Here is a 25107-nt window from a genome sequence, read left to right as displayed (position 1 = left end):
CGCCGCCCGACGCGGCCTCAGTCCCCGCGGGGATCCAGCGCATCCGCGAGGCCGTCGCCGATCAGGTTGAGCGCCACCAGGGTCGCGATCAGGAAGGCGGCCGGGGCCGCGAGCAGGTGCGGCGCCGCCTCGATGGAGCGGGCGCCCTCGGCGATCAGGACGCCCCAGCTGGTCTGCGGCTCCTGCACGCCGAGCCCGAGGAACGACAGGAAGCTCTCCAGCAGGATCACCTGCGGCACCAGCAGCGTGGCGGTCACCACCACCGGGCCGAGGGTGTTGGGCACGATGTGCCGGAGGATGATGCGCGGTGTCCCGAGGCCGAGCGCCCGCGCGGCGCGGACGAAGTCGCGCTCGCGCAGCGACAGGGTCACGGCGCGCACCACCCGGGCCATGTCGAGCCATTCCACCGCGGCGATCGCCACCAGCATGAGCAGCAGGCTCGGGCGGAAGAACACCAGCAGCAGGATCACGAAGAACACGAAGGGGAGGGCGTAGAGCACGTCGACGACGCGCATCATCGCGGCGTCGACGGCGCCCCCGACGAAGCCCGCCGTCGCGCCGCAGGCGACACCGATGAGCAGGGCGACGAGGCTGGCCGCGAGCCCGATCGCCAGCGAGATCCGTCCGGCGACGAGGCAGCGGGTCAGCAGGTCGCGGCCCTGGATGTCGGTGCCGAGGGGGAAGTGGAGGCGCCGGATCGGCACCGCTACGACGAGGCCGCGCCCGCCGTCCCGGTCCTCCAGGACGGCGGGCGTCCCGAACAGCGCCGAGCGCGGCAGGTAGACGAGGCTGCGGCGGTCGACGCCCGCGTCGGACCCCAGGGTGAGCCGCATCGCGTCGCCGTCGCGCTCGACCGCGTCGAGCCGCGCGCGCATGCGGAAGGCCAGGCGCTCGAGCGCCGGCCGGAGACGCGCGGCGTCGGGCTGCGCGGTGAGGCCGGCCGGGAGCTGGCGCAGGTCCGGATAGGCGCGCTCGGGATCGTGGCCGGTGAGGCCCGGGCCGATCAGGCAGGCGAGGGCGATCAGGACCAGCAGGGTGAGCGCCGCCACGGCGGTGCGCTCCCGCGCGAACCGGAGGACGGCGCGCCGGGCCGGACCCGGCGCCGCCACGGTCGCGGTCGCGGTCACGCCGCCACCCGGAGGCGCGGGTCGAGCCACGCGCAGGCGAGGTCGGCGGCGAGGTTGAGCAGGATCACCAGCCCGGCGACGAGCAGGACCGTGCCCATGACCAGCGTGTAGTCGCGGTTGAGCGCGCCCTCCACGAAGTACCGCCCGATGCCCGGCAGCCCGAAGATCGTCTCCACCACCACCGAGCCGGTGAGCAGGGCCGCCGCGAGCGGCCCGAGGTAGGCCACCACCGGCAGCAGCGCCCCCCGCAGGGCGTGCCGGGCGACGCGGGCCGGCGGCAGCCCGAGGCTGCGCATGGTGCGGACCGGCTGCGTCCGCAGGGCCTCGGCCAGCGAGGTCCGGGTGAGCCGGGCCAGGGCACCGACCTGCGGCAGGGCCAGGGTCAACACCGGCAGGATCAGATGGCTCGGCGCGCCGTCGTTCCAGCCGCCGAGCGGCAGCCAGCGCAGGGTCAGCCCGAAGGCGATCTGGAGCAGCGGCGCGACGACGAAGCTCGGCAGCGAGAGGGTCAGGGCGGCCCCGATGCCGAGGAGCCGGTCGACGAACCCGCCGCGCCGGAGCGCCGCCACGATCCCGAGCCCGACGCCGAGCGCGGTGGCCAGCGAGAGGGCGAGGGCGCCCAGCGTCGCGGAGACCGGCAGGCCCCGCGCGATCAGGCCGAGGACGCTCTGGTCGCGGAACGAGAAGGACGGACCGAGGTCGCCCCGCGCCAGCGCCGCGAGGTAGCTGCCGAACTGCGCGATCAGCGGCCGGTCGAGGCCGTAGACCCGGCGCAGGTTCTCCATGGCGGCGGGCGCCAGCGGCCGCTCCAGGTCGAAGGGGCCGCCCGGGGCGAGCCGCATCAGGAAGAAGCTGACGGTCACCACGGCGAGCAGCGTCGGCACCGCCTGGAGGAGGCGGCGCAGGATGAAGCGGATCACGCGTCGAGCCTCATGAAGCGGGTCGGCGCGGCGTTGCGCAGGTTCGGGTGGTAGCCGTGCAGCCGCGGCGCGATCAGCGCCTGGGAGCGGTAGTGCATCAGCGGGATCCAGGGCAGCTCGCGCAGGGCGATCGCCTCCGCGTCGTAGAGCAGGCCGGCCCGGCGGGCGAGGTCGCGCTCGGTGGCGGCCCGCGCCATCAGGGCGTCGTAGGCGGGGTCCGACCAGTGGCCGGCATTCATGCCGTCGTTCCCGCTCTGGAGCAGGAACAGGAAGTTCTGCGGATCGGAATAGTCGGCGATCCAGCTGTAGCGGGCGACGTCGAAATCGCCGCCGTCGCGCAGGTAGGCGAAATGCGTCTTCGCGTCCGTGTAGACGAAGCGGGTCACGATCCCGAGGTCGCGCCACATCTCGCCGATCGCCACCGCGATGGTGCGGTTGTTGTCGCTGATGTTGAACCGGTATTCCACGGTGAGCGGCCGGTCGGGCCCGAATCCCGCCTCCGCGAGCAGCCGGCGCGCCTCCGCCTCGTGATCGATCGGCAGGCCGAGGCGGCCCTCGGTCTCGGGGGGCGTCCGATAATTGTCGAGGCCGGGCGGGCACAGGGAGTAGGCCGGGCTCATCGTGCCGCCGTTCAGCCCGTCGGCAAGGTACTCGCGGTCGATGACGAGCGACAGCGCCCGGCGGACGCGCCGGTCCGAGAACGGCGCTTTGCGCGTGTTCACCACCAGCGCCGCGAGCCCCAGCGAGGGGCCGAGCACCACCTGCGGCCCGAAGCGGCGGCGCAGGTCGGCGATCTGGTCGACGGGCAGGTCGGAGAGCGAGTCGATCTCGCCGGCGGCGTAGCGGCGCACCGCGGCGGCGATGTCGGGCGTCGGCAGGAAGGCGACGCGCGAAATCGCGAGGCTCGCGGCGTCCGGATGGTGCGGGTTGGCCTCCAGCGTGATCGCGCCGCCCGGCACGCGGTCGGCGAGCCGGTAGGGTCCGTTGGTCACGAGGTTTCCCGGCCGGGTGAAGCTGTCGCCGTAGCGCTCGACCGAGGCGCGGTGGACCGGCAGCGCGGTCTGGTGGGTCAGGAGCTCCAGGATGTAGGGCGTCGGCTGTTCCAGCGTGATCGCGAGCCGGAGCGGCCCCTCGGCGGCGACGCCGAGGGCGTCGGCCGGGGCCGCGCCGCGGTTCACGGCGGCGGCGTTGCGGATCGGGAACAGGATCTCGGCGTACTTCGCCGCCGTCGTCGGGTCGAGCATCCGGCGGAACGCGTAGACGAAATCGTCGGCGGTGACCGGCTCGCCGTTCGACCAGCGACCGTCGGGGCGCAGGTCGAAACGCAGGCTCACCCCGTCCTCGGAGACGGACCAGGCGCGCGCCGCGCCCGGGATGATCGTGCCCCGGTTGTCGTAGGTGAGCAGTCCGTCGCAGAGGTCGCGCAGGATGTGCGCCTCCGCGACCGTGGACGAGCGGTGCGGGTCCAGCGTCTCGGGATCGGCGTCGTTGCCGCGCCGGTAGAGCGCGTCGGCCGCGCGGGCGGGCCGCACGGCCGCGAGGGCGATCGCGCCGGCCAGCCAATCGCGCCGCCGCGGGCGCACGGTCAGGCGCCGGTATCCGGCCTGAGGCCGGCCGCCTCGATCCCGGCCACCGCGCAGATCTCGTCGTTGTCCGAGGTGTCGCCGGAGATGCCGACCGCGCCGAGGAGACGTCCCGCGCCGGAGCGGATCAGCACGCCCCCCGGCACCGGCACGAGGGCGTCGGGACCGGCGAGGTGGGTGACGGCGGCGACGAAGTAGGGCTGCTGCTCCGCCCGCGCGTGGATCGCCCTCGAGCCGAGGCCCAGCGCCAGGGCGCCGTTGGCCTTGCCGCTCGCGATCTCGGCCCGGCGCAGGGACGTGCCGTCCTCGACCGCGACCGCCTTGAGCGCGCCGCGGGCATCGTAGACGACGACGGCCAAGGGCTTGAGGTTGCGGTTCCGCGCCTCCCGCAGGGCGGTGTCGACGACGGTGCGGGCGGCCTCGAGGGTCAGGTCGATCATCGGATTCCAGCGCGGACGCCGCTCCCGGCGGCTTACTCATCCTTACGGACCGGGGCCCGCCGGGTCCACCGACGCGAAGCGCTGCGGCGTTCGATCCGCTGGGCCCGGCCGGCGCGCCGCCTAGTTTCGGCGTGGCCCGCGCGGGAGGCCCCGGCGCGCCAAGCGAGGAGCGCCCATGGAATCGGCTGAACGCCCCTACGTGATCTGTCACATGACCTCGTCGGTCGACGGCCGGATCAAGGTGCGACGCTGGAAGACGCTGGACGCCGACAGCCATTACGAGCGCGTCCACGGCGAGTTGAAGGGCGATGCCTGGATGTGCGGGCGCGTCACCATGCAGGGCTACGCCGACAGCGCCGATCCGCTGCCGGAGCCGGTCGCGGACGACGGCGTGCCGGTCCCGCGGGAGGACCGCGTCGCCCGCCGCGACGCGCCCGGCTACGCCGTGGCCCTCGACGCGCGGGGTCGCCTGGATTGGGGCGCGCGCGACGCGATCGAGGGGGACCACGTCGTGGTGGTGCTCACCGAGTCCGTGCCGGATTCGCACCTGCGCGCGCTGCGGGCGGGCGGCCAGTCCTACCTGTTCGCGGGCGACCGGGCGGTCGACTTCCCCCTGGCGGCCGCGAAGCTGCGCGCCCTGTTCGGGATCGAGCGGCTCCTCGTCGAGGGCGGCGGCCACATCAACGGGTCGATGCTGAAGGCCGGGCTCATCGACGAGCTGAGCCTGCTCCTCGTGCCCGCGGTCGATGGCCTGAGCGGGACGCCGGCGGTGTTCGACATCGGCGGCGAGGAGGCGGACACGATGGGCAGCCGCCGCAAGCTCGACCTGACGGCCTGCGAGCGCCTGTCCGACGGCGTCGTGTGGCTCCGCTACCGGATCACGCCGGTCGAGCCGCCGGCAGGCGAATGATGCTCGCCAGGAACGCGTCGTAGCCGGCCGCGACCGCCTCCGGCCGCTCGAAATGCGGGAAGGCGCCGGTCGGCAGGGTGTCGACGCGCCAGTTGGGCCGGTCGGCGACCCGGGGCACCAGCCGGTAGTCGACGAAGTCGCCGCGCTCCCCGTGCACCATCCAGACCGGGAGGCGCAGGCGCTCGTAGAGGCGCGTCGCGTCGGTGGGAAACAGGTGGCCGGCGATGAAGCAGAAGGGCGCGTGCTCGGCGCCGGGCTGGTGGGCCGACGCGTAGTCGTAGGCGAGCAGCCCCGCGTCGATGTCGGACGAGCCGAAGGTCTTCGCCAGGAAGAACCGCATGCTCGGCCGCGTCACCAGGGCATCGAAGAGCGGCCGCCCCAGGGGAGGGCGGTCGAGGACGCGGCGCAGCCAGTCGCGGCCGCGATGGTCGTCCGGCGGCCCGTCCCCGGAGAGCCGGGCGTCGAACCCCGTCGGGCTGATCAGCGCGAGGCTGCGATAGGCGTCGGACCGCTCCAGGCTCGCCCGCGCCAGGAACGAGCACGAGAGCGACAGGGCCAGGGCGTCGATCGCCCAGCCGCCGTGGCGGCTCCGGATCTCGTCGACCGCCGCGTGGATCGCCTCCACCATCAGGCGCGGCGTGTAGCGCCGGCGCGAGCGCTCCGAGAAGCCGAAACCCGGGAGATCCAGGGCGTAGACCGGCCGCGTGCCGCGGTAGCGCAGGTACAGCGGCCGGACCTCGTAGGCGTTGGCCGCCGCGTTGATCGAGTGGATCAGCAGGAGCGGGACGCCCTCGGCCTCCGCGGACCCGTACAGCGAGAGCGCGCCGGCGCGCCGGGTCCGGAGCCGCTCGTGCCGGCCCGGCAGGGCGGGCGGCAGAGGCATGCGCCGGTTCACCGCGAGCGCGCTCCAGCCGACCAGGGCCGCCGCCGAGCCGACGAGCGTCAGGGCCGCCGCGGTCGCGGTACGACCCGCGCGATGGCGGGACACGGAACTCATCGGGACACCTCGACGTCCATCCCGCGGCGGCGGGCCGTGCGCGACAACGCCGGGACCGCGGGGAAGTGCCCGGACGGTCGCTACGAGGCGTGGCCGGCAAGGCTGCCGGCATTCACCGCCGGGGCGCGGCTTGCCGGCCGCGCCGGCGCCTCGCCCCGGCCCGCGGCCTCGCGCAGGAAGTCCACCGTGGGCTGATCGTTGAGCCAGCCCTGGACGCGCTGCGAGATCAGGAGCTTCCGCTCGCGCCGGTCGTAGTTCGCGTAGGAGGCGGCGACGAACTCGGCCCGGCTCATCGTGCGCGCGGGGCCGGACCGGCGCGTCTCCGCCTTGAAGAACAGGGCGCTGCCGGGCACGCCGTAATGCTGGGCGATCTCCGGATAGACCGGCCAGCTACCCTGGCCGCCGAGATCGTCGGGGAGGAACGCGTCGAGGTCGCATTCCTCGAAGGGCACGCCGGCACGGGTCAGCAGACCCCGGGCGAGGTCGGCCACGACGTAGAGCTTCGTGTGGTTGATCGAGTGCATGAAGCAGCCCCGGCGCGCCCAGCGCGTGAGGTGCGTGTCGAGATCGTACCCGGCCTGGACGCCGAGCCCGCGCAGGTACGCGACCGACTCGTCCCAGAGGTTGAAGTATCCCAGGCGCTCGAAGACCGGTTCGGAGAACAGCCGCAGCGCCTGCGCCTGCGCGAAGCCCGACAGGTAGGCGAACAGCGTGATCGCCGAGTGCGAGTGCCCCATCGGCCCCGAGATCAGGCCGTTGAGGGTGACGGAATCCTGCACGCCGACGTGGACCAAGTCGGGATGGTAGGCGCTGAACACGATGGTCGGGATCAGGCGGACCTTCGGATGCGTCCGCAGGGTGTCGATCGTGCCGCCGCCCTTGAACTTGGGCAGGTAGATGCTGGTGAAAACGTGGTCGTACCCGTCCGCATGCGCCATCAGGTCGGCGAGCCGCGGGAACCGGCGTGAGGCCGTGAACGCCGAGACGAAATCGACCTGCGCGTGCGGCAGCAGGTAGCGCATCGTCTTGGCGATGGATCCGGCCTGACAGACGCCGATCACGAGGATGCGCGGCGAGCCTGTCCGCTTCTTCCCGAACTGCGCGAGCCGGTGCCGCGCGCGCCAGAGGCTATCGACGGTCAACATCCGGCCTCTCTCGCATGTCCGCGGGCCGCGGGCAAACACCGCACCCATGCGCATCCCGCAGGGCGGGACCGCCGGTCCGGCCCCCGCCACAGGCGCGCCCTCTGAGCCGGCGTCGGGGCGGGTCGCGAGACCCGCGTGGTCAAGCGGACGCCGCAGCAGCCCCCGCCACCTGTGGATCGCCCGAACTTTCAGTGTCGCCGTCCGAGAGCCCCGAATACCCGATACGCGCCTCTGTCTTTCTCCAGCGGAGCGAAGCAACGCATCGATCGACCCGAGCTTATTTTCGAATTCGTCACCAAATCGGGTGCGGGGAATCGGAACCGTGCGAGGATTCAACTTACGCATCGTTGACAGACTCAAGTCCTTGCCCACAAATCCGATTCAACGAGGCATGAAGCTCGCGGATGGGGCGCTCGCGGTCATGAGGACCGGCGGGCCCTCGATGACCGAGGTGGTCCCTCTCTCGTCGTTACCCCGCAAAGCGGCCGCTCCGGCAGGCGCGGCGTACTCCGATCGACCGGCCCGCACGGCCGGCCTCGGGCAGAGCTGATTTCACGGCGCTGCCGCAGAACGCTCGGGGTCGCGGCGCTCCGCATCGCCATGACGGACGTCAATGCCCGCGCCACGTGGCCGTCGGCGGCCAGTAGACGCCGGGGCGACGACGCTGCGCGGATCGGAGGCCGGGTTCCGCGTCGGAGGAAAAGCTGGAGACTGCGCGATGGATTACGTACCTCCGATGGCCGCGATCACGGCGGGCGCCCAGAAGGCGCTCCCCGCCGAGGCGGCCGCGCTCGCGCCGGCGCACGACGTGAAGCCCGTCGCGGCGCCGGATCCGCGGTCGATCTACACGCTCACGCCGGAGGCGGCCGGCGCCGTCTTCGCCCTGGTCGAGAACCGCATCCAGGTGATCGACGCTGCGCTCGACGTGACCGACCGGCGCGGCACGCAGGTCGCCGCCGCGGCGATGGCGGCGGCCACAGCGACGACGCCGGTCGTGTCGCCGGAGACGACGAAGACGATCGCCGCGGCCAATCGCAACTGGAGCGAGGATGTCCGGCTGGATCACAGCCCGTCCCGGCTCGTCGGGACCGACACGGTCGTGGCGTACGACAGCCCGCGGGTGACGGCGGCCTGGAGCGTGGCCTTCCCGGAACTGGCCGGCAGGAAGCTCCGAGCCGTGCACTTGCCGGGTCCGAGCCTCCGCTCCGTCGTGCACGAGGCCGAGGCACGCCTGGACGACTCCGGGAGCGACATCTACCTCCTCTGCAACAGCGCGCATTTCGAGACGATCCGCCAAGCCCATCCGCGGACGCACATCAACTGGATCAACGTCGACAACGACGACATCGTCGTGGTCTGGCAGAAGCCGTCCGCGGAGGGCTAGGGCCGCGCTCGCCACCGGTCCCGGTCCGCGGAGCCCGGACCGACGGGTGCCCTGTGCGGTCGCCCGATCAGAGCGTCGGCAGGATCGCGCGCAGGTGGGCGGCGAAGGCGCGAGTCAGCGGCGCGGCATGCGCGGCGTCCAGGCGGATCGTCAGGCCGATCCGCGGCAGCGCGGGCAGGCCGCTGCCGCGGGTCAGGATGCGCAAGTCGGGCGGGACCGCGGCGCGGGTGAGCACCGCCACAGCCTGGGCAGAGCGCGCCACCGCCAGCAGCCCGGACAGGCTGCCGCTCGCGTAGGCGATCCGGTACGCGCGCCCGGCCTGGTCGAGGGCGGCCCGGGCCGCCCGGTGGTCCAGGGTATCGGGGTCGCCGAGCGCGAGCGGCAGCGGGTTGGGCCAAGGCGCCGCGGCGCCGCGTGGCGCGACCCAGACGAGGTCCTCGCGCCGCAGGATCTCCCGCCCGGCCGTCAGGGGGACCGAGACGAGCGCCAGATCGAGCCCGCCGCGGCCCAGGCGATCCTCCAGACGGGGCGTCGCGGCACAGACCACCTCGATCGCGGCGTCGGGGTGAAGGCGCGCGAAGCCGCGCAACAGGGCTGGAAGGAAGGCCTGCGCATAATCGTCCGGGCAGCCGAACCGCAAGGTGCCGTTGAGGCGCCCGCCGGACAGCTCGGCCACCGCGTCGTCGTGCGAGGCGAGGATCCGGCGCGCGTGGACGAGGAGGCGCTCGCCCTGGACGGTGAGCACCACACCGCGCCCGGTCCGCCGCAGCAGCGGCTGCGCGACCAGATCCTCCAGCCGCTTCATCTGCATGCTCAGGGCGGCCTGACTGCGCCCGACCCGCTCCGCGGCCCGGCTCAGCGCACCCGTCTCCGCCACCGTGGCGAAGCTGCGCAGGAGGTCGATGTCGAGGCTCTGGGCCATCAGGATCGCTGAACCCTCGGTTCAGAACTATAAGCTTCTCTGGGGTCTTCGGTCGTCCTAGCATGGGCCGGCCTGCCACGGGACCCGGATCGATGACGACGCGGAACGACGACCCCGATTTCTGGACGCGCGCCCGCCGGCACCTGGTGCGCTACGGCGGCACCTTCGCGCCGGTGATCATCGAGCGGGCCGAGGGGAGCTTCGTCTACGACGCGGACGGCCGGGAGATCCTGGACTTCACCTCCGGCCAGATGAGCGCGATCCTGGGGCACGGGCATCCCGAGATTGCCGCCGTCGTCTCGGACCACGTCGGCCGCCTGGATCACCTGTTCAGCGGCATGCTGAGCCGGCCGGTGGTGGACCTCGCGACGGAGCTGGCCGGCCTCGCCCCCGGCGGGCTGGAGCGGACGCTTCTCCTGACCACCGGCGCCGAGGCCAACGAGGCCGCCCTGCGCATGGCCAAGCTCGCCACCGGCGGCTGGGAGATCGTGAGCTTCGCGCAGTCCTGGCACGGCATGACGGCGGGCGCCGCCTCGGCGACCTACAGCGCCGGCCGCAAGGGCTACGGCCCGGCCCCCGTCGGCTCCTTCGCGATTCCCGCACCGAACGCCTACCGCCCCACCTTCGCGCGGGACGGGGCCGCCGACTGGCAGACCGAGCTCGACTACGCCTTCGCGCTGGTGGATCGGCAGTCGACCGGCAACCTCGCGGCCTTCCTGGCCGAGCCGATCCTCAGTTCCGGCGGCATCCTCGAACTTCCGCCCGGCTACCTCGCGGCCCTCAAGCGCAAGTGCACCGAGCGGGGCATGCTGCTGATCCTCGACGAGGCCCAGACGGGTATCGGCCGCACCGGCCTGATGTTCGCCTGCGAGCGCGACGGGGTGGTGCCCGACATCCTGACCCTGTCGAAGACCCTAGGCGCCGGCCTGCCGCTCGCGGCGGTCCTGACCACGCCGGAGATCGAGGATCTCTGTCACGCCCGCGGCTTCCTGTTCTACACGACGCACGTCTCCGACCCGCTTCCCGCCGCGGTGGGGCTCAAGGTGCTGGAGATCGTCCGGCGCGACGGCCTGGTCGGCCGGGCCGAGGCGGCCGGCGCGCGGCTCGCGGCGCGGCTGCGGGCGCTCCAGCAGCGCTTCGCCTGCATCGGCGACGTGCGCGGGCGCGGGCTCCTTCAGGGCATGGAGATCGTGGCCGACCGGGACACGAAGGTGCCGGCACCGGTGCTGGGCGACGCGATCACGCGGCGCTGCCTCGAACTCGGGCTGAGCATGAACATCGTGCAGCTGCCCGGCATGGGCGGCGTGTTCCGCATCGCCCCGCCGCTGACCGCCACCGACGCGGAGATCGACCTCGGCGTCGACATCCTGGAGCGGGCGATCGAAGGTGCGGTGTGAGGCGGCCGCCGCGCCGGTCGCCCGCGCCGGCCGGCCCGCGCGCTCGGCCGAGTGGCGCGGGCCGCCGCGTCACGCCGCCTCAATCTCGGTGCTGACCGTCAGCCACTCCTCCTCGGCGGCGGCCAGCGCGGTCGCGGCGTCCGACCGCATCTTGGCGATCTCGCCGGCCTTGGCGGCGTTTTCCCGGAACGCGGACCCGTCCTCCAGGGCCGCGTCGATCTTCTGGATCGCCGCGGTCAGCTTGGCCATCCGCGCCTCGATGGCCTCCAGCCGCTTGCGCAGGGGCGCCAGGGCCGCGCGGCGCTCGACGCCGGCGCGGCGCGCCTCGGCCTTCTGGCCGCCGGACGGCTCGGCCTCGCGCTCGGCCTCGCGTTCGGGCCCCGACAGGACGAAGCGCCGGTAATCGTCCATGTCCCCGTCGAAGGTCTTCACCGTGCCGTCCGCGACCAGCCAGAGCCGGTCGGCGCAGGCCTCGACCAGGAACCGGTCGTGCGAGACGAGGATGACGGCGCCCTCGTAGTCGTTGATCGCCTCCACGAGGGCCTGCCGGCTCTCGATGTCGAGGTGGTTGGTCGGCTCGTCGAGGATCAGGAGGTGCGGGCCGTGGAAGGCCGCGAGCCCCATCAGCAGTCGCGCCTTCTCGCCGCCCGACAGCTTCTCGACCGGCGTGTCGGCCTTGTTAGCGCCGAAGCCAAGCCGCGCCGTGGCGCTGCGCACCTTCGCCTCCGGCACGTCGGGCATCAGGGTCCGGACATGCGCGTAGGCGCTCTCGGCGGGGCGCAGCTCGTCGAGCTGGTGCTGGGCGAAATAGGCGACCTCCATCTTGGAGGAGCGCTTCACCTCGCCGGCGACCGGCCCGAGCCGGCCGCCGATCAGCTTGCAGAAGGTCGACTTGCCGTTGCCGTTGGCGCCCAGCAGCGCGACCCGGTCGTCCGGCGCGAGGCTGAGGTCGAGGCCGGTGAGGACGATCCGGTCGCCGTAGCCGGCCTTGACCCGCTCCATGGCGACGATCGGCGGAGACAGCGGCTTCTCCGGGCTCGGCAGGTGGATCACCGGCACGTCGTCCTCGAGGAGCGCGGCGATCGGCTCCATCTTGGCGAGCCGCTTCATCCGCGACTGGGCCTGCCGCGCCTTGGTGGCCTTGGCCTTGAAGCGGTCGATGAAGCTCTGCAGATGCGCGCGCTCGGCATCCTGCTTGGCCTTCGCCTTGGCCTGGAGAACGCGCTTCTCCGAGAGCTGCTTGGCGAAGCTGGTGTAGCCGCCGCGGTAGATCGTCAGCTTGCCGCGGTCGAGGTGCAGGATGTGGTCGACGCTCGTGTCGAGCAGGTCGCGGTCGTGGCTGATGATGATCGCGGTGCGCGGGTAGCGCTCCAGGTAATCGTACAGCCAGAGCGTGCCCTCGATGTCGAGGTAGTTGGTCGGCTCGTCGAGGAGCAGCAGGTCCGGCTCCGAGAACAGCACGGCGGCGAGCGCCACGCGCATCCGCCAGCCGCCGGAGAAGTCCGAGCAGGGTCGCGCCTGGGCGGCCGCGTCGAAGCCCAGCCCGTGCAGGATCGCGGCGGCCCGGGCCGGCGCCGAGTGGGCGCCGATATCCACGAGCCGCGTCTCGATCTCGGCCCGGCGCAGCCCGTCCGCGTGCTCGGCCTCCGCCATCAGGCGGGCGCGCTCCGTGTCGGCGGCCAGCACGACGGCGTGCAGCGTCTCCGGTCCGGCCGGCGCCTCCTGGGCGACGGCGCCGATCCGCATGCCCTTGGGCAGCGCCACCGACTTCGCGTCGACCGGGAGGTCGCCGAGAATGGCCTTGAACAGGGTGGTCTTGCCGGCCCCGTTGCGCCCGACAAGCCCGACCCGGGCGCCTTCCGGGATCGTGAAGCTCGCGGAATCGAGAATCAGACGGTCGCCGATGCGATAGGTGAGGTCGTTGACGCGCAGCATGCCGGCGTTCTGGCGGTCCGGACGCCGCGAGGCAAGGGCGGCCTCCGCGCCGACCGTACCCCCCCCCGCGTTGATCCAGCCCCTCCGGCACGACGGCCATGAGAAGTAGCGAACACCAGCTTCGGCAGTCGGAATTTTAACGGAATGCCGTCAAATCTGCCGTGAGTGCTGTGCATATAGCCGGCGATATTATGGTGTCCGGTCCTATAGCGTCCGCACACTGGTGGGTGAAGCGCCCGGGCGGGGGGCGCGCCACAGGGGGGAGATCTTGGGCCAGACCGTGATCCTGACCGACGACGTCGAGCGCGGCGAGCGGCTCGCGCGCAATCTCGGCGGCGGCACGTCCGTGGTGCTGCACGACCTCTACGGCGACGCCGTCCCGCCGCGGGCCGCGTCGCTGATCATCAGCGACGTCAGCGCGCTGACCTCCGAATCCGTACGGCGCCTGCGCCAAGCGCTGTCCACCGCGCGCGGGCCCGACATCCCGTTCCTCGCCCTGATCCACGGCAATCTCGGTCGCGGCGAGATCCAGGCCACCGCCCTCGGCGCGACCCGCGCGATGCCGGCCTCCGCGGCGAGCGCCATGCTGCTGAACGCGGTCGCGGCGCTGACCAACGCCGCGCCGAGCCCGCCGCGGACCGGCAACTGGCGGCAGAACGTCAACGACGCCCGCTCGGCCTTCGTCAGCCTGTTCCGCGCCGATCAGGTCCCGCCGGCCGCGATGGTCGAGAACGGTGCCGACTTGGTGAACCAAGCGATCCGCGAGGCCAAGGTGCGCGACTGGCTCAAGGTCGTCGCGAGTTTCGACGACGTCACGCATCGCCACTGCCTGAGCGTCGCCGGCATCGCCGCCGAGTTCGCCCGCGTCCTCGGGCTCAACGAGGCCGATTCCCGATATCTCGTCAAAGGCGCGCTGCTGCACGACATCGGCAAGGCCAAGATCCCGCTCGCGATCCTGAACAAGCCCGCGCCGCTGACGCCGGCGGAGCGCGTCGAGATGGATCGTCACCCGGCGCTGGGACACGAGATGCTGCTCACGGGCGATTACGACGCGCTGACCCTGTCGGTGGTCCGCTCGCACCACGAGTATCTCGACGGGTCGGGCTATCCGGACGGATTGCGCGGGGCGCAGATCCCGGACCTCGTCCGGCTGATCACCATCTGCGACATCTTCGCGGCGCTGATCGAGGCGCGCCCCTACAAGGCGCCGAAAGCCCCGGGCGACGCCTACGCCATCCTCGGGTCCATGACGGCGAAGCTGGACGCGGATCTGGTCCGCGCCTTCGGCGCCGTCGCGGTCGCCTGCGAGACGCCCCGCCGCGCCTCGGCCTGAGACCGCGGCCAACCGGCGGACCGTCGCTCAGACGAGTTCCCAGGCCCCGCCGTCCCGCATCAGGGCGGCGACGAGGGCGTGGTTGAGCTCGTGGCCCGTGTGGAAGGCGCAGATCCGGCCCTCGATCGGGTGGCCGGCCAGCGCCAGGTCGCCGACGAGGTCGAGGACGCGATGGCGGACCGGCTCGCCGGGGACCCGCATGCCGCCGAGCACGTGCCCCCGTACGAGGAGCGCCGCCGAGCGGGGCGAGACGCCCTGCAGGAAGTCGTTGCGCGTCATGTAGCCGTAGGCGCGGCCCGCCATGGCGCGCATGTAGCGGCCGAAGCTGCGCGCCGGCGCGATCTCGCGCTCGAACGTGTCCGGTGTGATCGCGCCCGACCAGTCGATCGATCCGAAATGCGCCAGCGCGACGTGGCCGGTGATATGCAGGCCCCGGCCCGGCTCGATCTGGAGGCGGCGCCGCCCGTTCTCGACCGCCACCGTGCGCAGCAGCCGCATCACCCGGCAGGGCAGGCCCTGCTCGCGCCGACCGGCGGCCCGGATCGCCTCGCACCAGGGCGTCGCGCTCCCGTCGAAGATCGGCAACTCGTCCGCGTCGATCTCGGCCAGCACGTTGTCGATCCGCAGCGCGCTGAGCGAGGCCATGAGATGCTCGATCGTGCGCACCAGGACGCCGTCGCGCCGCAGCGCCGTGGAGAGCGGCTGCGATTCGCGGTAGTGCCAGTGGGCGGGAACGTCGACGGCCCGACCGTCCTTCAGGTGGCGGCGAAAGACGATGCCGTGGCCGGCCGGTGCGGGGCTGACGCGGACCGTGGCGTGACGCCCGGAATGGAGGCTGCGGCCCGACCGCTCGAAGGGGAACGCGAGCGTCGCCTGCTGGCGGGGACCGGCGGAGGATGTCGAGCGCGGGAAGGGAACGTCTTGATGCATCGGGACTGCCCGCCTCGGCGGGCCAGGAATTTAGCCCTCATACCTGATCCACGCTAATAAACTCCTGTTCATCGGCGCGCGGCTTGACCGCCCCGCCCGCGACCGTCACGATTGGCGCTGCCCGATCGATCCAGCACCGCCCCGGCGGGGCGCGGCTTCACTGTGCGGGCTGCTCCCGTCCCCAGATCTGCTGGCCGGCCCCCGTCAGGGCAGGGACGGAGGCCGGAGTTGAGGGAACACGATCGATGGCGCGGTTGGGGACAATACCTTTCTTCAAGGATCCCGGCATCGAGCTCAGCCCCTACGAGCCCCGCTGCCACTGGCGCCGCTTCGACGAGAACGAGGTCCTCGTCGACTTCGACGACATCTCCACCGACGTGTACTTCATCGCTTCCGGCGAGGTCCGCATCCTGAACCGGACCCAGTCCGGCAAGGAGGTCATCCTGGGTGAGATGCGCGGCGGGGCCTTCTTCGGCGAGCTCGCCGCCATCGACGGGATCGGCCGCTCGGCCAACGTCACGGCGCTGACGCGCGGCGAGGTCTGCGTGGTCCCGGCCCCGGTCTTCCGGCAGATCGTTTTCGCCTCCGAGGCGATCGCCGACCGGCTGTTCCGGCTCCTGGCCAAGCGCGTGCGCGAGCTGAACACGCGGCTCATGGAGCACGCCCTGCTCGACCTCAAGCACCGGCTCTACGCCGAGCTGCTGCGCCTGTCCGTGCCCCGAACCGGCACGGCGGGCGAGCGAGTCGTCTCGCCGCCGCCCTACCACCACGTCCTCGCCGCGCGGATCGGTTGCCGCCGCGAGCAGGTGACCCGGGAATTCACCGCGATGGCGGCGGAGGGTTTGGTCGACCGCACGCGCGGCGCCCTGGTCCTGCGCCGGCCGGACCTCCTCGAAGCGCGCGTGGCCGAGGCGCTGCGCGAGGATTCCTGATCCGTTGTCCGACAGGCCGGCGCCGCGCCTGCGGCTCGAGGAGCTGACCAAGCGCTTCGGCACCCATCGCGCGGTGGACGCCGTGTCCCTCGACCTCGAGGCGGGGGAGTTCTTCTGCCTGCTCGGCCCGTCGGGCTGCGGCAAGAGCACCCTCCTGCGCATGATCGCGGGCTTCGAGAGCCCGACCTCGGGGCGGATCCTGCTGGGCGAGCAGGATCTCACCGCGCTGCCGCCCCATCGGCGGCCGGTGAACATGATGTTCCAGTCCTACGCCCTGTTCCCGCACATGAGCGTGGCCGGCAATATCGGCTACGGCCTGAAGGGCCTGGGCCGCGCGGCCCTGGCCGAGCGGGTGTCGGAGCTGCTCAAGCTCGTGCGCCTGGACGGGTTCGGCGAGCGTCGCCCGGAGACCCTCTCGGGCGGCCAGCGGCAGCGGGTCGCCCTGGCCCGGGCGCTCGCCCGGGAGCCGAAGCTGCTGCTGCTCGACGAGCCGCTCGGCGCGCTCGACCGCGGCCTGCGCGAGGAGACGCAGGGTGAGCTGCGCGCCGTGCAGCGCCGCCTCGGCACCGCGTTCGTCGTCGTCACGCACGATCCCGAGGAGGCGATGATGCTCGCCGACCGGATCGGCGTCATGGAGGCGGGCCGCCTGATCCAGGTCGGGCCGCCGGCCGACCTCTACCGCCGCCCGGCGAGCCGCTTCGTGGCCGGCCTGCTCGGCGACGTGAACCTCATCCCCGGCCGGCTCGGGCCGGCGGCGGGCCCCGACGCGATCCGCACGGTCGAGACCGCGCACGGCCCGGTCCGGGGCTTCGCGGAGGCCGCGCTCGCGGAGGGCGCCGCCGTCGTGGTGGCGGTGCGGCCCGAGGACGTGGCATTGGGCGCGGAGGGGCTGCCGGTGGTCGTCACCGACGCCGTGTTCCTGGGCGACCGGGTTCGCCGAACGCTGCGCCTGCCGGACGGCGCCACCCTGCGGGCGAGCGGGCGGCCCGCGGAGGCCGGCGCGGCGCCGGGCTCGGACGCGCGCGCCGGTTTCGCGGCCGACGTCGCGGTGATCCTTCCGGCATGAGGACCGGTGTGCCGGACGAGGACCCCGCGGCGGGGCAACCGGGGGTCGGGTCCGCGCGCGGCCGGACCCGCGGCCGGCTGTTCGACCGGCTGGTCCGCCTCCCGCCCTTCCTGTGGCTGGCGGCGTTCTTCCTGCTGCCCTTCGCCATCACGCTCAAGATCAGCCTGTCGGAACCCGCCACCGCGATCCCGCCCTACCTGCCGCTCCTCGACTGGCGCGGCGGGCTCGACGGCTGGTCGGCCTTCCTCGAAGCCCTGAACTTCGACAATTACCTGACGCTCGCCGCCGATCCCCTCTACCGCGACGCCGCCCTCGGCTCCCTGACCTACGCGGGCGTGGCCAGCCTGATCCTCGTCGGGCTGGGGACGCCTCTGGCCTACGCCCTGGCGCGGGCGCCGTCCCGCTGGCAGCCGCTCCTCGTGGCGCTGGTGATCGTGCCGTTCTGGACGAGCTTCCTGATCCGGGTCTACGCCTGGATCGCGATCCTCAAGCCCGAGGGGCTGCTCAATCTCGCGCTGCGCCGCCTCGGCCTGATCGACGCGCCGCTGACCATCCTCAACACCGACGCGGCGGTGATCGTCGGCCTCGTCTACGCCTACCTGCCCTTCATGGTGCTGCCGCTCTACGCGGTGATGAACCGCCTCGATCCGACCCTGCGCGAGGCCGCGGCGGATCTCGGCTCTTCGCCGAGCCGGGTGTTCTGGACCGTGACCGTGCCGCTCAGCCTGCCGGGGATCGCGGCCGGCGCGGGGCTCTGCTTCATCCCGATGGTCGGCGAGTTCGTGATCCCCGACCTGCTCGGCGGGTCTGAGACGCTGATGCTCGGTCGGGTGCTCTGGACCGAGTTCTTCTCGAACCGCGACTGGCCGCTGGCATCGGCGGTCGCCGTGCTGATCCTCGCCATCGTCATCGGACCAGTGGTGCTGTTCCGGGACAGCCTGCGCGCGGGCGAGGGCGAGGCGCCGTGACCTGGGTGACCCGCACCGCCCTGGCGGCCGGCCTGGGTTTCCTCTACGGGCCGATCGCGGTGCTGATCGTGTACTCGTTCAACGCCTCGCCGATGGTGACGGTCTGGGGCGGGTTCTCGACCCGCTGGTACGGCGCCCTGCTCGCCGACGCGCCGCTCCTGTCCGCCGCCTGGGTCTCCCTGAAGGTCGCGGTCCTCGCGAGCCTGCTCGCCACGATCCTCGGCACGCTGGCCGCCCTCGCCCTGGAGCGGCAGGGCCGGTTCCGCGGGCGCGCCCTGTTCACCGGTCTCGTCTTCGGGCCGATCGTGATGCCGGAGGTGATGATCGGCCTGTCGCTCCTGCTGATGTTCATCGGGATCGGGCTGGACCGCGGCCTCGCGACGATTGTCATCGCCCACACGACCTTCTGCACCGGGTTCGTGGCGGTGGTGGTCGGCGCGCGCCTGCGCGGCCTCGACCGGTCCCTCGAGGAGGCCGCGGCCGATCTCGGCGCGGCGCCGGGGCGCGTGCTCATGACCGTGACGCTGCCGCTGCTGGCGCCCGCCCTGGCGGCCGGCGCGCTCCTCGCCTTCACCCTGTCGCTCGACGACCTGGTGATCGCGAGCTTCGTCTCCGGCCCGGGCTCGACCACCCTGCCGATGCGGCTCTACAGCCAGGTCCGGCTCGGCGTGAATCCGGAGATCAACGCGGCCTCGACCCTGCTCGTCGGTCTGGTGAGCGTCGCGGTGCTGCTGGCCTCCTGGCTCACCGGTCGCCGGCGACAGGGCTGAGCGGCGTCACTCCGCGGCCTGCGCCGCCGTCGCGCCCGCGCGCACCGCCTGCGCCACGACGAACGTCACGATGACGTTCACCACCAGCGCCACGATGCCGACATTGACGTCTTGGAGCGGCCCCAGGACCGGCAGCTTCGCCAGGCTGAACCCGGAGAGGACGGTCGCCGCCACCGTCGCCACGCCCGCGACGATCCCGGCGATCGCGGCGCGGCGGTCGAGGGGGTTGCGGCGCATCAGGCTGGTGATGAAGCACGGGAAGAGCTGCGTCACGAAGTTGTAGCCCATGAGCAGGAGCTGCACGATCGTGTCGCCGCCCGACAGGGTGAAGCCGACGCAGACCAGCGCCAGCACCGGCACGAGGATCTTGCACAGCCGCGCGGTGGCGGCGTCGTCCATGCCGGGACGCAGCGGCCGGACGAGGTTGTTCGCCACCAGCGTGACGCCGGCGATCAGGATCATCGAGCCCGGCACGAGGGCGGTGAGCACGCCCGTGGCGCCGATCAGCCCGATGACCCACGGCGGGAAGGTGGCGAGGGAGAGCTTGAACAGCGACAGGTCGACGTCGGGACCCGTGAGGCCCGGCACCTGCATCACGGCGGTGAAGCCGATCACGAACACGAACAGGTTGATCAGCTGATAGATCGGCAGGATCACCGCGTTGCGCCGGAACGCGCCCGGCTCGCGCGCCGTGTAGAGCGACGCGAAGGTGTGCGGCCACATGTAGCCGCCGAGCGCGGTGAGCAGGACCGTGGTGGTGAACCACGTCGGGCTCTGGCCGCGGTCGGGCAGGGCCAGGAAGCCGGGCTTGGCGGCCTCGATCGCCGTGAACAGGCCCTCGTAGCCGCCGTAGTAGTGCACCGGAAGGTAGATCCCGAGGAACACCACCACGAACAGGATGCTGGTGTCCTTGATCACCGCCGTCCAGGCGGAGCCGTGCACGCCCGACACGACCACGTAGGCGGTCAGCGCGGCCGCGCCGATCCAGACCGCGGTGGTCGACGAGATCGCGCCGTAGGACGCCGTCGAGACGATGATCCCGAGGCCCTTGAACTGCAGCACGAGGTAGGGGACGAGGGCGACGATCCCCACGAGCGCCACCAGCATGCCGAGCGCCCGGCTGCCGTACTTGCGCGCGAAGAAGTCGGGCTGCGTGTAGAGGTTGTTCTGCTTGGCGTAGCGCCAGACCGGCGGCAGCAGCCAGTACGAGGTGACGTAGGCGAGCGTCAGGTAGCAGAGGATGTAGTAGGCGGGGCCGCCCTTCCCGTAGGCGATGCCCGAGCCGCCGAGGAACGTGAAGGTCGTGTAGATCTCCCCGGCCATCAGCAGGAAGACCAGGGCGGTGCCGAAGCCGCGGCCGCCGACGGTCCACTGCTCCAGCCCCATCTCGCGGCCGAGCCGCGCGTAGAGGCCGAGGCCGATCGCCAGCGCGAAGCCGGCGGCCACGATGACGAGCGCGACGCTCATCGGGGATCCTCCGGCGCGCGGTTCTGAGGGTCGGTCAGGTAGATCAGCCCCATCACGGCCGAGGTTCCGATCACGCAGAACACCAGCCAGGCGAGGAGCAGCGGCAAGCCGAACACGAAGGGCTCGACCCGGTTCAGGAAGAACGGGCCGACCAGGATGCCGAGGAAGGGCAGGGCGGCCAGCCACCGCAGATTTCGCATGCCTGATACCGTTCAGAAGGCCCCGATATCGCGGGGTGAATCAGTCACGAACCGCTGTCAACGCTGCGAACGCCCGACGGCGCTCATCCCGATCACGTCTGCGTGCTGTGCGCGCGCGCACGCGGCCGCGCTCCCGGCGCGCATATCCTCGTGAGGCGTCGCGCCGTCCGACACGGCGGACGCCGAGGGACTTCACGATGACCCGTTCTCTGACCATCGCGGCACTGGCCGCGCTCCTCGCCGTTCCGGCAGCCCAGGCGGAAGCCCGCGCGCGACACGCGACCGCCAAGGCGCAGCCGAGCGCCGCGATCAAGGCGCGCCAGAACGTCATGAACGATTTCAACGCGCGGATGAGCCGCCTCGACGCGCTCATGGGCGTCCCGAGCACGTCGTCGGTTCGCGCGCGCTCGGCCGAGGCCGGACGCTAGGAAGGCCGAAGGAAGCCCCACGAGCCGGTCGTGCCGGCCGGCTCGTTGGCTCAGCGGCCCAGGCCGCCCGCCTCCTCGACGAAGCGCGCCACCGCGTCCGCGCCCGTCCCCTCGCGCAGGGACGCGAAGACGTAGGGCCGGGTGCCGCGCATCCGCTGCGTGTCGGATTCCATCACCGAGAGGTCGGCACCGACGAGCGGCGCGAGGTCGGTCTTGTTGACGATCAGCAGATCGGACCGGGTGATGCCCGGACCGCCCTTGCGGGGGATCTTCTCGCCCCCGGCCACGTCGATGACGTAGAGCGTGATGTCGGCGAGTTCAGGCGAGAACGTCGCCGCGAGGTTGTCGCCGCCGGACTCGATCAGCACGAGGTCGAGCTTCGGGAAGCGCCGGCTCATCTCGGCCACGGCGGCGAGATTGATCGAGGCATCCTCGCGGATCGCCGTGTGCGGACACCCGCCGGTCTCGACGCCGAGGATGCGCTCCTCCGGCAGGGCGCCCGCGACGGTCAGGATCCGGGCGTCCTCCCTCGTGTAGATGTCGTTGGTGATGGCGCAGATCTCGTAGCGGTCGCGGAAGCGCTTGCAGAGCTGCTCCATCAGGGCGGTCTTGCCGGAACCGACAGGTCCGCCGATGCCGACGCGGAGGGGGCCGTTCGTGGAAGTCATGCTGCGGGCTCAGGATCGGAAGATGCGGGAATACTGGGTCTCGTGGCGGAAGGAGCCGAGGTCCAGGCGGAAGGTGGCGGCACCGAGGGCGTCGAGATCGGACGCGGCGGCCGCCTCGGCGAGCCCCGCGAGGCGCGGGGCGAGGGCGGCGACGACCCGCGTGCCGGCGGCCTGCCCCACGGGCGCCGCCCGGAGAGCGGCGGAGACGAGATTCTGGAGGAAGGCGAGGCCGTAGGCGGCGAGCACGGGCTCCGGCGCCATGCCGTGCGCGCCCGCGGCGAGGCCGACCGCGACCGGATAGGCGACCGGCCCCGGTAGTTCCTCCGCCAGGGCGGCGAGGGCGTCGCAGGGCCACGCGCCCCGCGTCGCGTCGAGGAAGCTCCGTCCCTGCTGGCTCGTCTCCAAGTGCAGCTCGCGCGACGGCGCCAGGGCGAGCGCGAGATCGTTGACGGCGACCAGCGCGGCGCCGTCCGAGGTCCGCGCCGCCGCGTGGGCCTGGGCTGCCAGGATCAGGTCGTTGCGCAGGGCGCCGCGCTCGCAGACGTCGTGGAGCCACGCCGTCAGGCTCGCCTCGTCGCGGACATCGCCCGCTTCGACCGCCCATTCCAGCCCGTGCGAGTAGGCGTAGGCGCCGACCGGGTAGCCGGGCGACAGCCACGCCATCAGGCGCAGCGCCTCCAGGGCCTCAGCCGGCGGCATGGTCGTGATGGTGGCCGCCATGCGGGTGCGCGTGGTCGTGCCCGTGCCCGCCGGAATAGGCGCCGCCCTCCGGTCGGAACGGGCGTTCCACCGGCTCGGCGGTGCCGCCGAGGCCCCGGACCATCTCGGCGAGGACGTGGTCGTGCGCGATCCAGACCGCGTCCGACCCGATCTCGGCGGCGATGTGCCGGTTGCCGATGTGCCAGATCAGGCGCTTGAGGGCGTGATCGCTGGGGGCCCGGATCTCGAGCAGGCGCTCCGGTGCGGCCTCGACCCAGACGAGGCGGCCGTCCTGCAGGACCAGGGCGTCGCCGTCCTCCAGCACGGCCGGCTCCGGCAGATCCAGCAGGAATCCCAGCCCCCCGGCGCCGCGCATGGCGACGCGGCGGCGGTGGCGGTCGCCGTGATCGAGGACGACGCGGTCAACGATCTCGCCGCCCGACAGGGCGTCGCGGCGGACAATGCGGGTGGCGCGGATCATGGATGGCCGCGCTCAGAACAGGAAGTAGCGCTGCGCCATCGGCAGGACCTCGGCCGGCTCGCAGACCAGCAGCTCGCCGTCGGCGCGCACGTCGTAGGTCTCCGGATCGACCTCGATGACCGGCGTCGCGTCATTCAGCACCATGCTCTTCTTCGAGATGCCGCCGCGGACGTTCTCCACCGCGACCAGTTCCTTCTGCACGCCCAGCCGCTCCCGAAGGCCGTCCTCCACCGCCGCCCGGGAGACGAAGGTGAGGGCGGTGGCGAAGGGCGCCCGTCCGTAGGCGCCGAACATCGGCCGGTAATGCACCGGCTGCGGCGTCGGGATCGAGGCGTTCGGGTCGCCCATGGGCGCGGCCGCGATGCTGCCGCCCTTCAGCACGAGGTCGGGCTTCACGCCGAAGAAGGCCGGCGTCCACAGCACGAGGTCGGCGAGCTTGCCGGGCTCCACCGAGCCGATGTGCCGGGAGATGCCGTGCGCGATCGCCGGGTTGATCGTGTACTTGGCGATGTAGCGGCGCGCCCGCAGGTTGTCGGTGCCGGACGCGTCGCCCGGCAGGGCGCCCCGCTGGCGCTTCATCTTGTCGGCGGTCTGCCACGTGCGGATGATGACCTCGCCGACCCGGCCCATCGCCTGGCTGTCGGAGGACATCATCGAGAGCGCGCCGATATCGTGCAGGATGTCCTCGGCCGCGATGGTTTCGCGCCGGATCCGGCTCTCCGCGAAGGCGAGGTCCTCGGGAATCGACGGGTCGAGGTGGTGGCAGACCATGAGCATGTCGAGATGCTCGTCGATCGTGTTCCACGTGTAGGGCCGCGTCGGGTTCGTGGACGACGGCAGCACGTTCGGCAGCCCGGCCACCTTGATGATGTCCGGCGCGTGGCCGCCGCCCGCGCCCTCGGTGTGGAAGGCGTGAATGGTCCGGCCCTTGAAGGCCGCGATCGTGTCCTCGACGAAGCCCGACTCGTTGAGCGTGTCGGTGTGGATCATGACCTGGATGTCGTGGGCGTCCGCCACCGACAGGCAGGTATCGATCGCCGCGGGCGTGGTGCCCCAGTCCTCGTGCAGCTTCAGCGCGCAGGCACCCGCCCGCACCATCTCGACGAGGCTCTCCGGACGGGACGCGTTGCCCTTCCCGGCGAAGGCGAGGTTCATCGGGAAGGAATCCGCCGCCTCGATCATCCGGGCGATGTGCCAGGGGCCCGGCGTGCAGGTGGTGGCGAAGGTGCCGTGCGCCGGGCCGGTGCCGCCGCCGAGCATCGTGGTGACGCCCGAGCAGAGCGCCTCCTCGATCTGCTGCGGGCAGATGAAGTGGATGTGGCTGTCGAAGCCGCCCGCCGTCAGGATCTTGCCCTCGCCGGCGATGACCTCGGTGCCCGGCCCGACCACGATGTCGACCCCGGGCTGCACGTCCGGGTTGCCGGCCTTGCCGAGCCGGAAGATCCGGCCGCGCACGATGCCGACATCGCACTTCACGATGCCCCAGTGGTCGAGGACCACCGCGTTGGTGATCACCGTGTCGACGGCGCCGTCGGCGTTCGTGGCCTGGCTCTGGCCCATGCCGTCGCGGATGACCTTGCCGCCGCCGAACTTCACCTCCTCGCCGTAGGTGGTGAAGTCGCGCTCGACCGTGATCTCCAGGCTCGTGTCCGCGAGCCTGATGCGGTCGCCGACGGTCGGGCCGAACATGTCGGCGTAGGCCGAGCGCGGCAGGCTGGCGGGCTTGGGCGTGTTGGCCATGGTCAGAGCTTGCCCATCACGTCGCCGCGGAACCCGTAGACGGTGCGCCCGCCGGAGAGCGGCACCAGCGCCACCTCCCGCGTCGATCCCGGCTCGAACCGCACGGCGGTGCCCGGCGCGATGTCGAGGCGCTTGCCGCGGGCCTGCTCCCGCGGGAACACGAGGCCCGGATTGACCTCGAAGAAGTGATAGTGCGAGCCGACCTGGATCGGCCGGTCCCCGACATTGGCGACCTCGATCATGGTCCGCTCGGCGCCGGGGTTGAACACGATCTCGCCCGGCAGCGTCGTCACCGCGCCGGGAATGTCGGACGAGGCCGCGCCGCGGATCGGATGGTGCACGGTGACGAGCTTCGTGCCGTCCGGGAAGGTCGCCTCCACCTGGATGTCGTGGATCATCTCGGGCACGCCCTCCATGACCTGATCGGCGGTCAGCACGGTGGCGCCGGCCTGCATCAGGTCGGCCACGGTGCGACCGTCCCGCGCGCCCTCGACCACGAAGTCGGTGATCAGCGCCACCGATTCCGGATGGTTGAGCTTCACGCCGCGGGCGAGGCGATTCCGCGCCACCTGCGCCGCCATGGCGATGAGCAACTTGTCCTTCTCTCGGGGCGTCAGCAGCACGGGCAACCTCGTCGTCGCGGCGGCCGGAGCAAGGATCATGCG

The 25107-nt window shown here is 72.3% G+C and carries 25 protein-coding genes; 9 read left to right on the top strand and 16 right to left on the bottom strand.

The window, feature by feature from the left end; genetic code table 11:
• Positions 1 to 17: 17 nt before the first annotated feature.
• From ME121_RS16160 to ME121_RS16145, 4 genes are read right to left on the bottom strand one after another with little or no spacing between them, the layout of a single operon-like run.
• Entirely contained in the window at positions 18 to 1127 is a 1110-nt protein-coding gene (locus ME121_RS16160) for an ABC transporter permease (protein WP_024829651.1), read from the bottom strand.
• A complete protein-coding gene (locus tag ME121_RS16155) occupies positions 1124 to 2047 on the bottom strand; it encodes an ABC transporter permease (RefSeq protein ID WP_059409191.1) in 924 nt (307 codons plus the stop codon). Before ME121_RS16155 ends, ME121_RS16160 begins: the two co-directional genes overlap by 4 nt.
• Positions 2044 to 3630 carry a peptide ABC transporter substrate-binding protein gene (locus ME121_RS16150; protein WP_059409190.1) on the bottom strand — a complete coding sequence of 529 codons (1587 nt, stop codon included), beginning with the start codon at positions 3628 to 3630 and terminating at the stop codon, positions 2044 to 2046. Before ME121_RS16150 ends, ME121_RS16155 begins: the two co-directional genes overlap by 4 nt.
• Positions 3631 to 3632: 2 nt before the next feature.
• The gene (locus ME121_RS16145; protein ID WP_024829654.1) at positions 3633 to 4070 is read right to left on the bottom strand and encodes a GlcG/HbpS family heme-binding protein; all 438 of its coding nucleotides are present in this window, start codon (positions 4068 to 4070) and stop codon (positions 3633 to 3635) included.
• A gap of 175 nt (positions 4071 to 4245) precedes the next feature.
• Between ME121_RS16145 and ME121_RS16140 the strand changes: the two genes are divergently transcribed.
• Positions 4246 to 4980 (top strand): dihydrofolate reductase family protein, encoded by a 735-nt coding sequence (locus ME121_RS16140; protein WP_059409189.1) that lies wholly within the window; start codon positions 4246 to 4248, stop codon positions 4978 to 4980.
• Here the strand turns inward: ME121_RS16140 and ME121_RS16135 are convergent.
• Both ME121_RS16135 and ME121_RS16130 read right to left on the bottom strand, forming a co-directional pair.
• Positions 4949 to 5977 (bottom strand): alpha/beta fold hydrolase, encoded by a 1029-nt coding sequence (locus ME121_RS16135; protein ID WP_059409188.1) that lies wholly within the window; start codon positions 5975 to 5977, stop codon positions 4949 to 4951. The two genes, ME121_RS16140 and ME121_RS16135, sit on opposite strands and share 32 nt — an antisense overlap.
• Before the next feature lie 80 nt (positions 5978 to 6057).
• Positions 6058 to 7122 carry a WcbI family polysaccharide biosynthesis putative acetyltransferase gene (locus tag ME121_RS16130; protein ID WP_059409187.1) on the bottom strand — a complete coding sequence of 355 codons (1065 nt, stop codon included), beginning with the start codon at positions 7120 to 7122 and terminating at the stop codon, positions 6058 to 6060.
• A gap of 718 nt (positions 7123 to 7840) precedes the next feature.
• On the opposite strand from ME121_RS16130, the gene ME121_RS16125 reads away from it, so the two are divergent.
• Positions 7841 to 8506: a hypothetical protein gene (locus tag ME121_RS16125; RefSeq protein ID WP_059409186.1), complete on the top strand. Its 666-nt coding sequence runs from the start codon at positions 7841 to 7843 to the stop codon at positions 8504 to 8506.
• A 67-nt stretch (positions 8507 to 8573) separates the two neighbouring features.
• Here the strand turns inward: ME121_RS16125 and ME121_RS16120 are convergent, their stop codons facing one another.
• A complete protein-coding gene (locus ME121_RS16120) occupies positions 8574 to 9428 on the bottom strand; it encodes a LysR substrate-binding domain-containing protein (protein ID WP_024829658.1) in 855 nt (284 codons plus the stop codon).
• Between the two features lie 92 nt (positions 9429 to 9520).
• On the opposite strand from ME121_RS16120, the gene ME121_RS16115 reads away from it, so the two are divergent.
• Positions 9521 to 10825, top strand: coding sequence for an aspartate aminotransferase family protein (locus tag ME121_RS16115; protein ID WP_043073942.1), 1305 nt, complete (start codon positions 9521 to 9523; stop codon positions 10823 to 10825).
• Positions 10826 to 10894: 69 nt separating this feature from the next.
• Here the strand turns inward: ME121_RS16115 and ME121_RS16110 are convergent, their stop codons facing one another.
• Positions 10895 to 12760: an ABC-F family ATP-binding cassette domain-containing protein gene (locus ME121_RS16110; RefSeq protein WP_059409185.1), complete on the bottom strand. Its 1866-nt coding sequence runs from the start codon at positions 12758 to 12760 to the stop codon at positions 10895 to 10897.
• 268 nt (positions 12761 to 13028) lie between these two features.
• On the opposite strand from ME121_RS16110, the gene ME121_RS16105 reads away from it, so the two are divergent.
• Positions 13029 to 14093: an HD-GYP domain-containing protein gene (locus ME121_RS16105; protein WP_059409184.1), complete on the top strand. Its 1065-nt coding sequence runs from the start codon at positions 13029 to 13031 to the stop codon at positions 14091 to 14093.
• A gap of 27 nt (positions 14094 to 14120) precedes the next feature.
• Here ME121_RS16105 and ME121_RS16100 read toward each other — a convergent pair whose 3' ends face one another.
• Positions 14121 to 15023, bottom strand: coding sequence for a UDP-3-O-acyl N-acetylglycosamine deacetylase (locus ME121_RS16100; protein ID WP_058606833.1), 903 nt, complete (start codon positions 15021 to 15023; stop codon positions 14121 to 14123).
• A gap of 245 nt (positions 15024 to 15268) precedes the next feature.
• On the opposite strand from ME121_RS16100, the gene ME121_RS16095 reads away from it, so the two are divergent.
• From ME121_RS16095 to ME121_RS16080, 4 genes are read left to right on the top strand one after another with little or no spacing between them, the layout of a single operon-like run.
• On the top strand, positions 15269 to 15955 hold the full coding sequence (locus tag ME121_RS16095) for a Crp/Fnr family transcriptional regulator (protein WP_012319827.1): 687 nt from the start codon (positions 15269 to 15271) through the stop codon (positions 15953 to 15955).
• Positions 15956 to 15959: 4 nt separating this feature from the next.
• On the top strand, positions 15960 to 17021 hold the full coding sequence (locus ME121_RS16090; RefSeq protein ID WP_179240028.1) for an ABC transporter ATP-binding protein: 1062 nt from the start codon (positions 15960 to 15962) through the stop codon (positions 17019 to 17021).
• Positions 17018 to 17989 (top strand): ABC transporter permease, encoded by a 972-nt coding sequence (locus ME121_RS16085; protein ID WP_059409182.1) that lies wholly within the window; start codon positions 17018 to 17020, stop codon positions 17987 to 17989. The genes ME121_RS16090 and ME121_RS16085 overlap by 4 nt, the downstream gene beginning before the upstream one ends.
• Positions 17986 to 18759: an ABC transporter permease gene (locus ME121_RS16080; RefSeq protein ID WP_029357495.1), complete on the top strand. Its 774-nt coding sequence runs from the start codon at positions 17986 to 17988 to the stop codon at positions 18757 to 18759. The genes ME121_RS16085 and ME121_RS16080 overlap by 4 nt, the downstream gene beginning before the upstream one ends.
• Before the next feature lie 6 nt (positions 18760 to 18765).
• Here ME121_RS16080 and ME121_RS16075 read toward each other — a convergent pair whose 3' ends face one another.
• Both ME121_RS16075 and ME121_RS16070 read right to left on the bottom strand, forming a co-directional pair.
• The gene (locus ME121_RS16075; RefSeq protein WP_012319823.1) at positions 18766 to 20226 is read right to left on the bottom strand and encodes a sodium:solute symporter family protein; all 1461 of its coding nucleotides are present in this window, start codon (positions 20224 to 20226) and stop codon (positions 18766 to 18768) included.
• The gene (locus ME121_RS16070; protein WP_012319822.1) at positions 20223 to 20426 is read right to left on the bottom strand and encodes a DUF3311 domain-containing protein; all 204 of its coding nucleotides are present in this window, start codon (positions 20424 to 20426) and stop codon (positions 20223 to 20225) included. Before ME121_RS16070 ends, ME121_RS16075 begins: the two co-directional genes overlap by 4 nt.
• A 197-nt stretch (positions 20427 to 20623) precedes the next feature.
• Here ME121_RS16070 and ME121_RS16065 point away from each other — a divergent pair, with 197 nt between their 5' ends.
• On the top strand, positions 20624 to 20854 hold the full coding sequence (locus ME121_RS16065; RefSeq protein WP_012319821.1) for a hypothetical protein: 231 nt from the start codon (positions 20624 to 20626) through the stop codon (positions 20852 to 20854).
• Between the two features lie 50 nt (positions 20855 to 20904).
• Here ME121_RS16065 and ureG read toward each other — a convergent pair whose 3' ends face one another.
• Genes ureG through ME121_RS16040 form a run of 5 tightly spaced genes read right to left on the bottom strand, consistent with a single transcriptional unit; the run spans position 20905 to position 25065 of the window.
• Complete coding sequence (gene ureG, locus ME121_RS16060) at positions 20905 to 21522, bottom strand: urease accessory protein UreG (RefSeq protein ID WP_059409181.1); 618 nt, start codon at positions 21520 to 21522, stop codon at positions 20905 to 20907.
• 9 nt (positions 21523 to 21531) lie between these two features.
• A complete protein-coding gene (locus ME121_RS16055; protein ID WP_245337862.1) occupies positions 21532 to 22242 on the bottom strand; it encodes an urease accessory protein UreF in 711 nt (236 codons plus the stop codon).
• Complete coding sequence (locus ME121_RS16050) at positions 22208 to 22702, bottom strand: urease accessory protein UreE (RefSeq protein ID WP_059409180.1); 495 nt, start codon at positions 22700 to 22702, stop codon at positions 22208 to 22210. Before ME121_RS16050 ends, ME121_RS16055 begins: the two co-directional genes overlap by 35 nt.
• Before the next feature lie 12 nt (positions 22703 to 22714).
• Positions 22715 to 24442, bottom strand: coding sequence for an urease subunit alpha (gene ureC, locus ME121_RS16045; protein ID WP_012319817.1), 1728 nt, complete (start codon positions 24440 to 24442; stop codon positions 22715 to 22717).
• Between the two features lie 2 nt (positions 24443 to 24444).
• Positions 24445 to 25065, bottom strand: coding sequence for an urease subunit gamma (locus ME121_RS16040; protein WP_012319816.1), 621 nt, complete (start codon positions 25063 to 25065; stop codon positions 24445 to 24447).
• Between the last annotated feature and the right edge of the window lie 42 nt (positions 25066 to 25107).

This window comes from Methylobacterium sp. ME121, from assembly GCF_000974725.1.
Taxonomy (GTDB): Bacteria; Pseudomonadota; Alphaproteobacteria; order Rhizobiales; family Beijerinckiaceae; genus Methylobacterium; species Methylobacterium radiotolerans.
Note: the sequence above shows the minus strand (reverse complement) of the source record. Positions and strands in the feature narration are given on the sequence as shown.